Annotated in this window: 10 protein-coding genes; 1 reads left to right on the forward strand and 9 read right to left on the reverse strand. The window is 51.3% G+C overall.

The window, feature by feature from the left end; all coding sequences use genetic code 11:
• Nucleotides 1-97: 97 nt before the first annotated feature.
• Nucleotides 98-1507: an MATE family efflux transporter gene (locus B5F83_RS07595; protein ID WP_087279170.1), complete on the reverse strand. Its 1410-nt coding sequence runs from the start codon at nt 1505-1507 to the stop codon at nt 98-100.
• 54 nt (nt 1508-1561) lie between these two features.
• Between B5F83_RS07595 and B5F83_RS07600 the strand changes: the two genes are divergently transcribed.
• Nucleotides 1562-2935, forward strand: coding sequence for an MATE family efflux transporter (locus B5F83_RS07600; RefSeq protein WP_204207357.1), 1374 nt, complete (start codon nt 1562-1564; stop codon nt 2933-2935).
• A 4-nt stretch (nt 2936-2939) separates the two neighbouring features.
• On the opposite strand, the gene B5F83_RS07605 is transcribed toward B5F83_RS07600, so the two are convergent.
• From B5F83_RS07605 to B5F83_RS07640, 8 genes are all read right to left on the reverse strand, one after another.
• The gene (locus B5F83_RS07605; protein ID WP_158094186.1) at nt 2940-3857 is read right to left on the reverse strand and encodes a DUF4249 domain-containing protein; all 918 of its coding nucleotides are present in this window, start codon (nt 3855-3857) and stop codon (nt 2940-2942) included.
• A 42-nt stretch (nt 3858-3899) separates the two neighbouring features.
• Entirely contained in the window at nt 3900-6014 is a 2115-nt protein-coding gene (locus B5F83_RS07610) for a TonB-dependent receptor (protein WP_143822498.1), read from the reverse strand.
• Nucleotides 6015-6116: 102 nt separating this feature from the next.
• On the reverse strand, nt 6117-6791 hold the full coding sequence (locus B5F83_RS07615; protein WP_087279161.1) for an ABC transporter ATP-binding protein: 675 nt from the start codon (nt 6789-6791) through the stop codon (nt 6117-6119).
• Between the two features lie 25 nt (nt 6792-6816).
• The gene (locus B5F83_RS07620; RefSeq protein ID WP_158094187.1) at nt 6817-9153 is read right to left on the reverse strand and encodes an ABC transporter permease; all 2337 of its coding nucleotides are present in this window, start codon (nt 9151-9153) and stop codon (nt 6817-6819) included.
• Between the two features lie 17 nt (nt 9154-9170).
• Nucleotides 9171-11495, reverse strand: coding sequence for an ABC transporter permease (locus tag B5F83_RS07625; RefSeq protein WP_087279155.1), 2325 nt, complete (start codon nt 11493-11495; stop codon nt 9171-9173).
• A 23-nt stretch (nt 11496-11518) separates the two neighbouring features.
• Nucleotides 11519-13885, reverse strand: coding sequence for an ABC transporter permease (locus tag B5F83_RS07630; RefSeq protein ID WP_087279152.1), 2367 nt, complete (start codon nt 13883-13885; stop codon nt 11519-11521).
• 30 nt (nt 13886-13915) lie between these two features.
• Nucleotides 13916-16267 (reverse strand): ABC transporter permease, encoded by a 2352-nt coding sequence (locus tag B5F83_RS07635; protein ID WP_087279148.1) that lies wholly within the window; start codon nt 16265-16267, stop codon nt 13916-13918.
• Between the two features lie 40 nt (nt 16268-16307).
• Nucleotides 16308-17564: an HlyD family efflux transporter periplasmic adaptor subunit gene (locus B5F83_RS07640; RefSeq protein ID WP_087279145.1), complete on the reverse strand. Its 1257-nt coding sequence runs from the start codon at nt 17562-17564 to the stop codon at nt 16308-16310.
• Nucleotides 17565-17583 lie beyond the last annotated feature (19 nt).

Consider the following 17583-nt stretch of genomic DNA (forward strand, 5'->3'; position numbering starts at 1 on the left):
AATAAGGATTTTTTCCTAAAATAAAGGAAAGATTTTAAAAATTTTTCCTCTTTCTAAGGAAAAATACATCCGGAGGCCGCCTCTAAAGAACTGTTCCTTATCCCAGCCATTTTTTACGGTAGAGGCGGAACAGGAATATAGCGCCACGGAAACAGAGTTCTATGCACATGGCAATCCATACGCCTTCAAGCCCGTATCGCGGAGCAAGGACGGCGGCAAGCGAAAGCCTTACGCCCCAGATGCTTGCGAGATTCATGATGCTTGAGGCCAATGTGCTTCCCGCACCGACAAAGACACCGTAAACTACTATCGCGGCCGCATACATCGGCTCGGCAAAGGCCTCGATGCGCAGTATCCTTGCGCCGAGGTCCACAACCTCGTCCACGGGAGTCATTATCCCCATGATGAACGGGGCGGTGACATACATGACCACGCCCATTATGGCCATGACCGCAATGCCCATCCACACTGATATGTTGGCAAACCTCCACGTAAGTTCTTTCCTGCCGGCACCGATGCTCTGCCCGACAAGCGTAGTGGCGGCATTGGATATACCGTAACCCGGCATGTAACAGATGCTTTCAGCTGTTATCGCGAAAGAGTTGGCGGCAATCGCTATCGTTCCTAACGGGGCTACAATGACTGTGGACATTATCTGGGCACCGCACATGACTACCCTTTCGCATCCCATGGGCAGGGCTATCTTCATGGCATTCACAAAACATTTCTTAGTGGGGCGGAAACTGCCTTTCTCCTGTGTCAGCCGGAGCTCAGGAGACTTGATGCAAAGCGAACGCATCAGCAAGGCCGCGACCACCATATACGCAAGAGCGGTTCCGATTGCAGCTCCGGGGACTCCGAGACCGGCACCGGGGACAGTCAGGGACACGCCGGCGATGTCTATCATCCTCGTAGGGAAAATCAGGAAAAAATTGAAGACTACATCCAGCAGGCACATCAGTATGTTGAGCGCCGTAGGGGTATACATGTTGCCGCAACTTCTGAGCATCCCGCTCGCAAGCATGTTCAGCTGAAGGAATGGCAACGAAAGTATGAAAATCATGAAATACACCGACGCATCGCCGCAGATGGCCTCCTCCCCTCCAAGCCACCGCGGGAGCGGACCGCAGACCGCAAGCCCGGCCGCCATCAGTATAAAACTGAAGATCAACGTCATTGTTATGGACTGCCTCAGAACGCTTCTCGCATTTGCCGTATCTTTAGCCCCGAGAAAATGCGAGACCATCACATAAAATCCAGTAGCACAGGCGGTCGCAAGACCTCCGAAAAGCCATGTCGTAGTGGAAACAAGGCCTATGGATGCAGAGGCTTCCGCGCCAAGACTTCCGACCATGGAAGCATCGATGAACTGCATCAGTATTGAAGAAAGCTGGGAGATGATGGCGGGAATGCTCAACTGGACAGTCAGCATCAGCTGCTGCCCGAACGTCATCCGATGACCGTCCTGCACCATTTTCAGAAACCTGTATGACTGTTTGCCGTTCATAGGGCGCAAAGATACTCAAAAGCCATTTAAAAATTTTCGTAATTTTGCACTCCGATGAAAAACAGGGACAATTTCGGGCGCATGACTTCCACGCCGGTACCGCGGCTGATACTCGGGCTGGCGGTGCCGACAATCATCAGCATGCTGGTGACCGCCCTTTACAATGTGGCAGACACTTATTTCGTGGGAAGGATAGACACGCAAAGCACCGCGGCGGTGGGCATATCGTTCTCGGCAATGTCCGTCATACAGGCGATAGGGTTTTTCTTCGGGCACGGGTCGGGGAACTACATCTCAAGGATGCTCGGGGCGAAAGAAACCGGAAATGCCGAAACGATGGCATCGACAGGCCTGTTTTCGTCATTCGCAATAGGACTCCTGATAGCAATCGCCGGCATCACATTCATCACCCCGCTCTGCTACGCGCTCGGTTCCACGCACACCATACTTCCATACGCAAAAGACTACCTCGGAATAGTGCTGATAGGCACGCCTTTCATGACGGCCTCGCTCACGCTGAACAACCAGATACGTTTCAAGGGGAATGCCCGGTATGCGATGTTAGGCATCATTTCGGGAGCGGTATTGAACGTGATACTCGACCCGATTCTGATTTTCGGTTTCGGAATGGGAGTGAAAGGGGCGGCGATAGCGACCGTGATAAGCCAGATTACCGGATTCTTCATACTGCTTGCCATCGACCGCCGCACCGGGACTTTCTCGGTGTCGTTCAAGGCTTTCAGGCCTACGGCAAGGCTGTATGCCGAGATTGTGAAAGGAGGGCTGCCTTCGCTGCTCAGGCAGGGGCTCATGTCGATATCGACGATATTGCTGAACCTGGCAGCGAAAAATTACGGGGACAGCGCGATTGCGGGCATGGCCATCGCCACAAGGGTGATGTACATACTGAACGCCATAGTGATAGGCCTCGGACAGGGCTACCAGCCGGTCTGCGGTTTCAACTACGGTGCGAAACTGTACGGCCGTGTACGGCAGGGATTCTGGTTCTGCGTGAAAACCGGCACCCTGTTTTTCCTGATAAGTTCGATTGTCGGCTATATCTTCGCGCCCGAAGTCGTCGCGCTTTTCCGTAAAGGGGATGCCGCGGTGGCGCAAGTCGGAGCGGCGGCTTTGAGATGGCAGTTACTGGCCCTGCCTTTCGGGGCCTTCACACTGATAAGCAACATGATGCTCCAGACCATAAGGAAAGCCGGGAAAGCCGCTTTCCTCGCTTCGGCACGCCAGGGACTGTTCTTCATTCCCTGCATACTGACTCTGCCCCATCTGCTCGGCATGACCGGAGTCGAGATAAGCCAGGCAATAGCGGATACGCTTTCATTCATAGTGGCATTGCCGCTCACTCTCGGAACCTTGAAAGAAATGCGCTTCCTTGAACGGAAAGCCCCGGCAGGCACTCATGCAGAATGATATCTCACTCGCACTGAATGATATAGTTCCCGTTTCGGATACATTCGGCCAGGTCTATTCTGTATTCCATGGCCCCATAGCCGGCCCAATATCCCTGTCCACCGTCGATATTGCTCCTGATTTTCGAATCCACAAAGAAAAACGGATTGCGGGAAAACGAAGCGAGCTCCTCGAAATCATTCCAGTAATTGTATGAAACCTCATCGATATGGGCGAATTTTATATTCACCACCTCGTCGGGATAGTAAAACGACTCGAACTCGTCCCATGGTATTTTCACGCCCTTGTACACAGGCACTTCCGTATCGTCGCCCAAAACACTTCCGTTAATCAGGCCGAGAAATGAAGACAGATAGAATTTGTCCTTTCCTTCGATTTTAACGAAAAATTTATAATAATTCCCTTCCGCCTTGTCGTCTTCGAAGAACGCGTTTATGCCATAGAGGCTGTCGGCCCCGTCCTTGGGTTTTATCTTGAAAAACGATATCCCGACCGGAGCGGGTACCGTAGTCACGGCTACGGCATGATGGCCGTCGTAGTCCACCGTAAGGGTATATTCCTTCCCGGCCTCGCCCGTCAGTTCCTCGCTGGTATAGACAAAATCCGGAAGATAATTGTCGTCCTGCCGGCCTGTCAGCACATAATCCCTCTGCCCGTCATTCACGACGACCCTCGCATCCCTTACGGCGTAATCGTTAAGCACCGACATGTCCTGATATTCCATCGAAGGCTGTATCGTCTTGGACAACAACACTATGGGGTGGCCGCCGGCATCTATCCAGCCTTCCACTACGAGCTGGGGCTCGGCATAAATCACGTTGTCCCCGTCGCAACTTCCGCAAAACACGGCTGCAACAGCGAGCAAAGGCGATATCAGCAGGGCTGACTTTATGCGGCAAATGGTATTTTTATCCGTTTTCATAACATCCATTCTTTTTTTACCTGTTTTCCTGTCAAATGAAAATCAGAATTTATGATAATAACTGATGGACGGCACGAGGTTCAGGAAAAACGACATCGGTGCGTATGCGAACCTGTCGCCCTCTATTTTAAGACGGTACATTACATCATTTTTCCTGGCAAGCACGTTGTACAGCGAGAAATTGACACCGCACTCCTGGCGCTCGTCCTTGATTATGTTATAATTGACCGACAAATCCAATCTGATATACGGCCTCATCCTGTTGGCATTGTGCTCCCCGTATTCCGGGACAAGGAACCCTGATGTGATGTAAAACGATTTGGGAGCGGTGAACGGATTTCCGGAAGCGTATACGAAATTGGCCCCGAAGTCCCATTTTTTCAAATGATAAGTGGCGGTTACCGTAAGCTTGTGCGGACGGTCGTGATTGGCTGGGTACACGGACGGATATTCTGGATAGTCGAAACGGCGCAAAGCCCTGGAATAAGAATAGCTGATCCATCCGGTCAGTTTTCCCGACTGCTTGTGGAGCATGATGCTTGCCCCGTAATTGGTACCGCGGCCTTTGAGCAAAGCGTCTTCGAGGCTGTAGGACGAATTGAGGAAATCGAAAAGGTCTCCTTTGTACTCTACCTGATTGTACAATTTTTTATAATAGAGTTCCGCCGAAAGGGCAAGCCCTCCGTTCAGGAACACCGCCTCATAGCCGAGTGAGACGTATTGCGAAATCTGAGGACGGCTCAGTTCCCCACTCAGGAACCAGAATTCGGTCGGCAGGCCTATCCCTGTCAGCCCTGTCTGGAAAAGGTACTGGTGCTGCCAGCCGTAACCGAGGGTAATGGCTCCGTAAGGCGGCATCAGATACGAAAGCGAGACGGACGGGGAAAGGCCCCAGAAAAATTTCCGTTCCGGTGTCATGAATGCCGAGCCTGTCAGCCCGGCCTCCACCTTCCATTTGTAATTGAAGGTCCGGCTATAATTCGTATAGAGTGAAAGTTCGAGACCCGTCTGGCTCTCCTGGCTATAGTCCGACTCATTGTACGTACCTGTCAGCTGCGGATTCTGAGGCAGGACATGGTACCATGTCGCATTCAGTCCGGAATGGAAATCCCCGTGCGCCACTTCGGCCTTATATCCGATGCTTTCGATATGCGACGGCATTTTGAGGTCGAGCTCGTCCTGAATGAGCGACATGTTGAAACGGAAACCGGAATTGAACCATGTCTGGACAAGTTTCACCTTATCGCTGAAAACATGTTCCCAATGCACCGCCTCAAGATGGTTTCCCCACCGCATACCGGCCTTTGCATCGTAGTGTATCTCGGTCAGCGAAGCATAATCACGCCCGAAATAGAAGTCGGCCCATACCTTGTCGTTGTCTCCCGGGGCAAAGAACCATGTCATATTGTAGTCCCCGAAATCATACCTTATCGGAGAGCCGTCGAGTTTGAGCCAGCGTTTGTAAAGAAGGTTCAGATAAGACTGCCTCGCCGATATGAACAGCCCTCCCTTCTTGCCGAGAGGAATCTTCAGGGTACCCTGCGCGGACATGATTCCCACATTCACTTCCCCGCCGACCTTGGCAGGCACCTCGGACGGCAATTCCATACGTATCATGCCGCCTATCATATTGGCATTCTTCGGGCCGGTCGCCCCGGTAAAGGTCATTTTGGGAAAATGCGAGGGGTTGAACACGGAGAAGAAGCCGAAAAGGTGGCTTACCCCGTAAAGGGGCACACCGGCTATGGACACGTCGTTGTGGGCGTTGTCGCAACCCTGGATATAGATGCCCGTATCGAATTCCGAATTGGTCTGCACTCCGGGAAGCGACTGGAGATACCTCAACGGGTCCGAGTTCCCGAGAACCTTCGGAAAAGCGTTTATCATGTCGAGGTCGACATCTATTTTCGACAACATCGTCCCCCTCATCGAGGAGGTAGGCCTTTCGTAAACGACTGTGGCCCTATCGATTTTGAACACTACGGTATCACCGTCCAAAATATAGCTCTCCGTACCGTAGCTTTCGGTACTGTCGGCAACAACCTGAACGCCATGCGGCACCTGAGCCGCCGAACAATAAAACATTCCCCATAGCGATACTATGGGGAAGATTACGGCAAATGCCATTACTGAACGATGGCTTCTTTTGCTCATCATAGGTATCGCTGATTGTTTTCAAGGCGCTAAGATAGTAAATATTTCCCATATTCACCCGCCACCCGAATTTTTCGTAACTTCCGTAATTTTCCGGAAGAAACTCTACAGCTCGGCCTTGTCAACAATCTTACCGTCGAAGAGGTTGATTACCCTGTGGGCATAGCCTGCATCACGCTGGGAGTGTGTAACCATGACGATGGTAGTGCCCTCGGCGTTGAGTTCGCTCAACAGTTTCATTACTTCAATACCGTTCTTGGAGTCGAGGTTACCTGTAGGCTCGTCGGCAAGAATCAGCTTAGGGTTGCTTACTACCGCACGGGCGATGGCGACACGCTGCTGCTGACCTCCGGACAGCTGCTGGGGGAAGTGCTTTGCACGGTGCTGGATGTCCATGCGCACAAGCATGTCGTTGACAAGGCGTTTGCGCTCGGATGCCTTCACTTTCATGTAAATCAGAGGAAGTTCTACGTTTTCATAGACTGTCAGTTCGTCAATCAGGTTAAAACTCTGGAAAACGAAGCCTATGTTGCCTTTGCGGTACATCGTACGCTCGCGCTCGCGGAGTTTTCCCACTTCCTTGCCGAGCAACTCGTATGAGCCGGATGTCGGGTTGTCAAGGAGGCCGAGAATGTTGAGGAGGGTCGATTTGCCGCAACCCGAAGGTCCCATGACGGCCACGAATTCGCCCTGTTTGATTTCGAATGAAACATTGTCCAATGCGACTGTCTCGATTTCTTCCGTACGGAAGACTTTGCACAAATCAGTAACTTTAATCATAATCCAAATATTTTAAATGTGTTTGTTATTCTGTTTTAAGGGCTTCTGTAGCGTTTTCCGAAACCGCCTTCATTGTCTGCCACAATACCGTGAGGACGGCCATCACCGCCGTAAAGATTCCCGCCGCGGCGAATATCCACCAGTGCAGACCTATCCTGTAACTGAACTGTTCCAGCCAGCGCGACAGGAGCCAGTACGACACAGGCACGGCCGCTACAAATGCCACGCCGACTATGGCAAGGAACGACGACAGGATTCGCCAGAGCATCTGCCTGCGGCTGCTGCCCATTATCTTGCGCAATGCTATACTCTTGCGTTCCTGCCGCACATAATAGGTCGATATGGCCAGAAGTCCGAGCGAGGAAACTATTATCGCCAGGACGGTAAAGACCGAAACTACAATCAGCACCCTTTGCTGGTCCTTCATGAACATCCTGATTTCATCCTCGATATACGAGGCTTCAAGCTCCCTTTCAGGCAACACCCTGTTGTAAGCCTCGGAAATCTGTCTGTACGCATCATCCGGGTCTCCGGTAATCTTCACAAGGACATTCCAAGGAAAATTTCCTTCCGGAAGGTCGCCGTAATTCATTATCATCGCGGCAGACTGGTCGTAAAGCACCGGCCTGATTTTAAAATCATAATATATTCCGCCTATGTCATACCTGCGCGACCAGGTATCATCACCCACTGTAAAGTAGACAGTGTCTTCCCCTATGCCGAGTTCCTTGAAAGCATATTCGTTCAGCCACCATGCTTCAGTAGCAAGATGATTGTCCTGCTTGATTTGCAGGCCGAGGATATTGAAATAAGCGCTGTCGCCCTGGATCATCTGGAATGACACCATGCCTCCGTTATAGGACATGGTATTGTTATTTGAGCCGTAAAGCGGCGTACCGTAACCGAAGCCGACAGACTCGACACAGGAAAGTTTCAACAACTCGTCCCTGAAATTGTATATGGAACGGCTGTCGGAAAAATTGATTTCAGACCGCACATTGAGTATGTTTTCGGTATTGTATCCCAACGGAGCGTTAACCACGGCGCTGTACTGCAACTGCATTGTCAGCGCGACGGCCACCATCGCGATTGTAACGAAATTCTGCACGCCTATCATTATTTTTCCATAGACGGATTTCGTCTTTTTGCGGAAAGTGCCGCGCACTATGTCGATTGCCCTGACATTCGAAATTGTCATCGCCGGAATGAAACCGGCAAGGAAACCGAGAACGAGTGTCATGGCCACGACAAGGGCTACCGATGAAAACGAAACCGAGTCCCACACGGAAAAATCATATTCAATCAGCCTCGATGCGGCCGGCGAAAGCCATTGCGCGATGAACACCGCCAGCAGCATGGAAACGGCGCACAAGAACGTCGATTCCCGTATCATCGACAGGAACAGCACCCCGCGCCTGTCCCCGAGCAGGCTCCGCATCGCCATCTCCTTGGCCCTGAAACCGCTCTGGGCCGTAGTAAGATTGACATAGTTCAGCACCGCAAACAGCAGCAGGCAGGCGCACACGGCTATAAGCAGCATCACAAGAGAGCGGTTGCCGTTCTCAAGACCGCTCCATTCCGTCTGGTTTTCATAGAAATACAACTCATCAAGCGGTATCAGTTCCACCTTCGTCGCCAGTCCGTTTTCGTATGTCCAGTATATCTCCTTGAAATATTCAAGCATGTCGTCTTTCTTGGAAAGTATGTCCATGCCCGGATAAACCATGATGAACGAAACGCATGAGCCCGCATTCTGCATGTCGGGATTGTTGGCACCGTTGAAACGCTCCATCCATTCTCCCCTCATGAAGACATCCTTGTAAGGTATGACGGAACCGGAAATATCCTCCACGACCGCCACCACCGTAAATGCAAAATCCTCCCCGTATTTACGCAATGTGACAGTCCTTCCGACAGGATCGAGGCCCGGGAAGACCTTGCGGGCGAAACTCTCGCTGACGACGATGTTGTCTATTGAAAATTTGAAAGCCTCCTTGTCGCCTTGGGTAAATCCGAAAGAAAACATGTCGAAAAACGACGAATCCGCACAAGCCACGGAAGCCACGAATTTGTTCCCGCCAACCATAAACTCCTCGTTCTCGCCGGAAGCGAACGCCGCAGAAGCCTCTATCTCGGGATAACGCTCCGCGACATACCTGTTCAGATAGTATGCGCTTATGATATCCTCCCCATCCCCTATGGCATAAATCCGCGAGGCGTTTTCCTGAAAGGAATCCACCGAAAACTGGTGTGCGGCATACGAAGCGAGCAGCAGCACGAAAGCCATCGAGACCGCCAGCCCGACTATGTTTATCGTGCTGTACAGTTTGTTTCGCCACAAAAATCTGAAAAAAGTCTTCATATTATCAATATTTAACATTATTCAGCCTTCAACACATCCGCCGGATTGGCCCGGGCCGCCCTCGTCACTTGCCACAGCACGGACAGCACCGTGATTGCGAGCGACAGAAGCACCGCGACAACGAATATCCACGCTATGGAATCTATCCTGTACGCAAACTCTTGCAGGTATCTTCCTGCAAGAAAGACCGCCACGGGCACGGCTACGATGTCCGCAATCAGTGTCATGACTATGTACAGCCGGATGTTCCTCATGATTTCGCCGCCGACCGTACTGCCGAACACCTTGTGCAGGGCGATGCCCTTCATGTTGCTGTCCGCATAGAAGATGCTTATCGCCACAAGGCCGGAGAGGGACAGGAGGATTGCTACCACCATGAACATCTCGACGAGCCTCATGTTGCGTTTCGTCCCTTCAAGGCTGTCCTCTAAATAATCAGTCATATAATCATTGCAATACGGCTCCAATACAAGTCCGCGGCACTCCCCGCAGAAATCGTTGTATGCCTCGGTTATCATGGCCCTGGCATCTTCATGATCGCCTACCGTCTTTATCGCGAAATCGAAATAATACATGCCCTCCGGTCCTGTTATGTGGATCCTGGCATACTCGAATTTTTCCGAACGGCTGGCATCCGATATTATGAAATCCTCCACCACTCCGCCAAGATTCTCTACATCGTCGGCCATCACCTTGGCCGCGCTGCTGTTAAGCCAGACTGTTCCGGGAAGGGCATTCACATACTGTTCGACAATATTGAAGTCCAGCATGTTGAAAGTCGTGCTGTCGCATTGCATAAAACTCACCATCACCACATTGCCGTCTTTGTCCTCGGCACCTATCATAGAGCCTATCATCCCCGGGAGCCCTGTGGTACGCCCTACGCTTTCCACACAAGGCAAAGCCTTCAGTCTTTCCTCGAAAACCCGGCCTTCATCTATCGAGAAATCAGTGGAAAGCCAGTAAACGTCCTCAAGATTGCAGCCGGCAGGACGGCCGAGCAGGTGGTTCATCTGCACTTCCATAGTCAGCGCCACGGCTATAAGGATTACCGAAAGTGCATTCTGCACCACGATGAACACTTTCGAAAACACCATCTTGCTCTTCATCCTCAACGCCCCGCGCACTATGTCTATCGGAGCGAAACGCGAGGCTATCACCGCCGGGATGATACCTGCCAGCACTGAAACAAAAGCGATTGCAAAAACATACGAAACTATGGCGGCCGGAGCGAACAGGTCTCCGACACCCAGCCCTGAAGTAACCGAATCAAGCGCCGGGTCGGATATCAGCCAACCCACGACAGGCACAAGGGCATAGGCCAGCACTAAGGCAAGCACGAAACACAAGGAAGTGAAAACGAATGACTCGGATATGTACTTGAACATTATATCCCGCGAAGTGGAGCCGAGAAGCCGGCGCGTAGCCATTTCCTTGGCGCGTTTTCCCGTCAGGGCGGTATTCAGGTTGATATAATTGAAAAGCGCGGACAATATCAGGGCAAGTCCCGCCAAAGCAAGAATCCGGATGATTTTCAGTTTTCCCGTATTCAGGAACTGGGCGCCCGGCCAGAAATAGAGTTTGTCTAAACGGACAAGGCACGGACGGTAACTTTCCCACACATCCTCGGAAGGCAGCCGCTCTTTGAAGGTATCCTTGAAAATCTCTTCCACCTTGCTTTCCAAGGACTGATAATCGGTATCGGGATAAACCTCTATGAAAGTCACGATATCTCCGAAAGACAGGAAAGGATTGGAGATGTATTGCCCGTTGAAATCCGTATTGGCGACATTGGCGATAACATCCGCATACGGGACAATGTCCTTGCCGAAATCCTCGGTCACGCCGGCTATCACATACTGATTGCCATCAATGACGATCTGCCGGCCTATAAGGTCGCCGTACCCTCCTCCCAGTTTTCCGGCAAAACTTTCGGAGACAATCACCGACGAAAGGTCTTTGAAATCATCCTTGCCGCCTGCAAGGAACCTGACATGGAACATGTCGAAGAAGCCGCTGTCGGTTTCCATGACTGCCGTGTTGTATTTCATCCCGTCCCACTCTGTGATGAAGCCGTCCACGGAAGTGGACAATTGCACGACAGAGACGGCATCGGGCAGAGAACTTCTGAGCACATCCGCCATCCCGTAACACATGAGAGTGCTGCCATGGACTCCCACGGCATAAATCCGCTCATGGTCGGGATTGGAACGGGCTATCCTGAACTGCCCCGCCGCGTATGTGAAGATGATTATCGAAAAGGCAAGCGAGACCGCCAGCCCGACTATGTTTATCGTGCTGTACAGTTTGTTTCGCCACAAAAATCTGAAAAACGTCCTCATGACCTATTCGTTTTTAACATAACCTACTCGTTTTTGATGGAGTCCACTGGATTTTTCGACACCGCCCTGTAACTCTGCAAAGTAACTACTCCTGCCGTGATTGCAAGCAGTGCAGCATACGCGACTATGAATATCCATACATGCACAGTGCTCTGGTATGTGAAACCTTCGACCCATTTGCGTGCTATGAACCAAGCCGAAGGGGCTGCCACGATGAAACATACCGTACAGATTATCAGATAATACCTGTTTATCATCCTCAGCACTTCGCCGACCGTCGCCCCGTGTACGCGCCTGAGTGCAATCTCCTTGCGGCGGAACTGGGTCTCGAAATATACAAGGCCGAGGATGCCTATGACACAGATAAGCAACGAAAGCACCGATGCTATGGTAATCAGTTTGTTCAGATTGGTTTCCTTCTGATACAGATTGCCAATCGCCTCATCGAGAAAACGCACGTTCACATTATCCGCCGTCATCTGAGGATTGAACTCGCTGACGGACTGCCGGATATAATCCATAGTCCCGGCCACGTCTTCGGGAGAGATTCTCGCATACGCCCATGTCAGAGGCCACCACGGCTCGCTTCCGAAAACATAGAGGGCTATAGGCGACACCCCGTACTGCAAAGGCTTGAAATTGAAATCCTTGACCACGCCCACTATGTCAGCCGGCTCTGCCGCGTGTCCCGACAGTTTTGTGTCTAATTTCAAGAAAGGATAAACCTCCATTGTAGCCTCGTTCATTATGAAAGTCCCGTTGGATTTCATCTCGTCCGACGGCATGAAATCCCTGCCCTGCACCACTTCCATGCCGAAGAAGTCTATGAAGTCGGCATCCACCGGAAGGCAGTCTATATTCACGCTTTCGCCGTCATACATCCTGCCCCAGCCCATTTTTCCATTGGAAACCAGTTCATTTCCTGCAAAAGTAACATCGAGGACATGAGGGTTTTCCTTCAGATGCGCCTCGAAAGCCTGCCTGCGCTCCCCGACAGAGTTCCCGACATAGAAAGTCACTATCTGCTCACGGTCGAAGCCCATGTCGAAACTGTTCATGTAACGCCTCTGGCAGTAAATGAACAGAGTCATGATTATCAGGATGAAAGAGACTACATACTGGAAACCGACTATGATGCTCCTGAGCGAACGCCCCTTGGCCGAAAGTGAAAACGAACCTTTAAGCACCATTGCAGGAGGGAACGATGTACTGTAACTTGCGGAAAATATGCCGGCAAGCGCGACCATGACCAATGAGACAGCCGCGCCCGCACCTGTCAGGGCGAGGTTGTCGGCAGGATCGAGAGAGCCGCTTATCATCGAAGCCACCAAAGTTCCCGACAAAGCCCTCATCACTATCACACTGAGAATGAAGGCCGCAACCGCTATCAGCAGGGACTCGCCCACCTGACGGCCTATCAGACGGCCGCGGGTAGCACCCAACACCCTGCGCGTATTGATGCCCTTTATCATGAACGGCACCGAAGCCATCGAGAAATTGATGAAATTGATGATGGCCACTATGATGATGAGCAGCGAAACGGTAAAACAGGTTATCGTGGTAAAACGGTTGCCCTTTCCCATGTTGTCGTACTCGACATCGGTCGAATAATAGGCATCGTGCAGATTGACAAGCCTCAAGGACGACATGTATTCAGACATCTCTTCCTCCGTCCAGCTTTCAGCATCATAGTAGGACATCAAAGTCTGAAGCATGGCGGCGGCAACATCGTCAGCCGCCTGCGGAGTGCGCAACTTTACATAAAATGACTGGTTCCATTCACTCCAGTCGTCAAGCTGACTGCCGCCTATATTTCCGAAAATCCCGCAATCTACGCTCGAATTTTCAGGAAAATCCTTATAAACCGCCGCCACCGTATATGGCTCGGGCCCATTATCAAGATATAAGGTCTTGCCGATGGCGTTCTCATCGCCGAACAACAATTTTGCCGTGGACTCGGATATTATGACCGTAAACGGCTCGAATTTCGAGGTATCTCCAACGACGAAATCGAAAGGGAAAACATTCAACAGGGATTTTTCAATTATCCCGTATCCGACCTTGTATTCGCTTTGCCTCCCGTCATCCTCAAGGGCCACCGCCACATTCCATCCTTTTGTGTAATTGTAACAGCCCCCGGCCTCTATCTCCGGCGAAGCCGACTTCATTGCTTCTATCATCGGGCGGGACAACACAGTAGAGTAACCGACTCTGCTCATGAACTTGTTTTCCACCCTGAAAATCCGCTCCGCATCCTCATAATTCCTGTCGTAGCCATAATCATACACGACCTGCACCATGATTACAAGGAAGGCCGAAAAAGCCAGCGCAAGGCCGACAAAATTCAGTATCGCCGAAAACAGCCTGTGATTGAAAAACCTGAAATTCATATCCTTATTATATTTTTATTTTCCTTAAAACTATTCTTTCCTCAGGGCATCCACCGGATTGGCGGTCACCGCCCTGTAAGTCTGCAACCAGCAGACGGCAGCGACAATCAGCAAGACGGCAATCATCGGATATATCACGTGCTGCACACCGAGCCTTATAGGGTTCATCACCATGGTTAGCAACATCTTTTCCAACGGGAACACCACACAGGCCCCCACAAGCACCGCCGGCCCTGCGAGTTTCATGATTTTCACGATGAACAGCGATTGCAGGCTGCCTTCCGAAGCCCCATAAACCTTGCGTATTGCCAGTTCCCCACGGCGGCGGTTGCTCTCATCGCTCACATAGCCTATAAGCCCGGCAAGGGTTATCAGAAGCAGTATCAGCACACCGGCCAAAGCGGTATTGCGATACCTCAACACCGGCATATAAGAGTCCCGGACCGCCATCGGAAGCACATGGACGGCATTGTCCTTGTCCGGATATACCCCGTCGACAACATCCTTGATTGCGGCAAGGTTTTCAGGCGTGATTTCCGTAACCTTGATATTGATGATTTCCGTAGGGTTGGGATAATAAGTCACAATCTGCCCGCGTCTGTCCTGCCAGAGTCCGTTGCCCACGGTGATGTGCCTGAAGACCCCGGTTATCCTGCAAGTCCCGTGTTCCGAAATATTTACGGTACGGCCGAGTATGTCCTCCCATCCGGTAATCCGCCTTATCTGTTCCGCAAGGTTTTCATCCACCATCACATCTTCCGGGACGGATGCCGATGCGGAAAAATCCTCACCCTCCAATATGTCCACGCCCATTATCCCGAACCAGCCGGAAGTGGCATAATACAAATCCGAAATGTTGATTATAGCATCCTCATGTCCCGGTATGGTTATATTGTTCCCGTAGCCCATGTTCAAAGGTACAGGCCCTCCGGCTACAGCCTCCACACAGGTAAGACTGCCGAGTTCCGACATCAGGACGGCCGAACGCCCCTGTCCGTAACTGTCCCCGAAAGGCATCTGCACATATACTATGTCCTCGGTATCGTAACCTAAATCCTCTTTGTTGAGATGCCTGTATTGCAAGGTTATAACTATCAGCAGCGACATCACGGCAGCCATCAGCACGAACTCGAAGAAAAGTATCGCCTGCTTCCACACCGCCTTCTGCTCCTTCACCATGCGGAAAGCCATGTTGAGCGGCACATTGGCATACATCATCCCCGGTATCACGCTGCAAAGCAGTATCACCCCCAACACTACCGCCACCAGGACCGCGATGGTCGAAGGCTCCGCCATGGAGCTTACCGGCAGCGACATCAGTGCCTCTATCTGCGGCATGAAGGAAAACACGAGCAGGGCGCCGAGCAGCAGGGACACGATTATGTCCGCCGACACCTCTTTCATCATCAGCGATACTATGTTGCCTTTCCCGGCACCGAAACATTTGCGCATCGCCATGCCCTTGGAACGGTCTATATAGGAGGAAATCATCACGAGGATGTAGTTCAGAGTACCGACAAGCACCAAAACTATCCCCAAAAGCAATATCACGAGCCTTGTGGAACGAAGCGAACTGTCTGAAAGGTGCAGGTCCTTCAAAGGGGTCACGGCGTATGTAAAGTCGATGCCTGCATCAAGCAGTTCCTGATATTCCGGAATCCTTTTCTCCAAAGACAATATCAACTCGTTCAGCTCATCGGGAGAAGCCCCGTCACGGAGCTTCACGACACCCATGTAACGGTCATTGCCAAGAAGGTTCATGGAGCCGTCCCACATTATCAATGAAATTGACGGCAGGGAAATCATGATATCGAAACGCGCCGAAGTGGTAAGAGGAAAATCCTCATATATTCCCTTGACAGTAAATTTCAAGTCGGGCATTTCGTCCCACCAGATCTGTTTTCCCACCAAATCTCCTCCCGCCCTTTCGTTGAAGGAGCGACTGACCATCGCGCTGCCGATCTCGGTCAGAATCTGCTTCGGGTCGCCGGCCAATATGTCCGTATCGAAAACATCGAACCAGTATTCATCCGACAAGGCCGCCTCGGAAACCTCTATCGGCTCTTCCCGCCCTTCCGCAAAGACCTTGATGCCGCTTCCCCAGCCTGTCAGGGTCAGGCGCGAAGCCACCTCCACATCGGGAGAATAGGACTTGAGCATCGGGGCGACACCTCCGGACACATTTGAGACAAGGCTCGGTTCCTCGCCCTCGCCTTCCGTGTATTTGGATACGATGGCATATACCCTGTCCGAATCGGTCATCCATCTGTCGTACCGACCGTCCAGCCAGAACTTTGCAAGCAGTACCAGCCCGGCAGTGAGCCCGATTGTCAGGGATACGATTTTGACGGTCTTTTTGAATATTTTATTGCCTGTAATCATAGGTTTTCAGTCAATTTTTCAATTTGGAAAATTTTCATTCTTAAAAAATCAGCCTCTCGGCATCGCCGAAGGAGTCATAACCCGAAACCACCACCTTTTCACCAGGTTCAAGCCCTTCGAGCACCTCATAATACTGAGGGTTCTGACGGCCTATCCTGATTTCGCGGCGTACCGCCTGGGTGCCGTCCTCGGTCAGGACATAAATCCACGCACCGCCGGTTTTCTGGAAAAACGTGCCTTTGGAAATGATTATGGCCTCCTCGGGCTGGCCGAGTTCGAGATTGAGATAATAGGTCTGGCCTGTACGGATGTTGTCGGGCCGCTCGCCAACCAATTTGAAGTCCGCCTGGAATTTTCCTTCACGTACCTCGGGATATACCTTGCGCACCTGCGCGTTATAAGTCACTCCCTGACGCTCGAATGTAGCGCTCAGGCCGTTTATCACGCGGTCGATATAGTGTTCGTCTATCTGGGCGACTATCTTGTAATTCGAAAGGTCGTTTATCTGGCCTATCTTCTCGCCCGTGCCCACTGACTGGCCGAGCACAAGGTCGAGAAGCCCGAGTTCGCCGTCGATGTTGGCCTTGATGTTGAGGTTGTCTATCCTCTGGCGGATGAGTTCCATGTTACGCCGCATGCTTTCAAGGGAGTTTTCCAACTGTTCTATTTCGACAGAACGGTAAAGCGAATCCTGCACCTGCCTTTCCTCTATAAGGGTCTTCTGTGAAAGCGAGAGTTCGTAGTCCTCTTTGGATTTAAGCCATTCTTCATGGGATATCAGACCTTCCTTGTAAAGTTTGTCGTTCTGCTCGAAAAGCCTCCTGTTGCGGTTCACCTGCATAGAGAACTCGTTGCGCTCGCGCTGGAGTTCGAGTTTCTGCTGTTCCATGGAAATCATGGTGTTGCGGAGTATGTTTTCTTTCTCGGCCAACTGTGCTTCGCTGTCAAGTATCGAAAGCGTGAGGTTGTTGTTGCTCAGGACTGCTATCACATCCCCGCGTTTCACTTGACTGCCTTCCTCAAGCCTTATTTCCTCCACTATGCCACCTTCGAGCGGTGTAACCTGGATAGTAGTAATAGGCTGGACCTGCCCGTTCAGGCGGATATAGTCGTGGAACTGGTCCTGCCTGACCTCGACTATGTTAAGCATGTCCTTGTCCGCCCTGTACGCTGAACTGTTGTCCCTGAATATCAGCCACAGTACGAATACAAGGAACAGTGCCCCTGCGAAGTAAGGTATGTTTTTCTTCCTGAAAACGGCCTTCAGGCCTTTCTTTTTCTCTAACTCGCGATCCATATTATTTTTTACTTTAATA

The sequence above is a fragment of the Muribaculum sp. An289 genome, assembly GCF_002159555.1.
Taxonomy (GTDB): domain Bacteria; phylum Bacteroidota; class Bacteroidia; order Bacteroidales; family UBA932; genus Merdivivens; species Merdivivens faecigallinarum.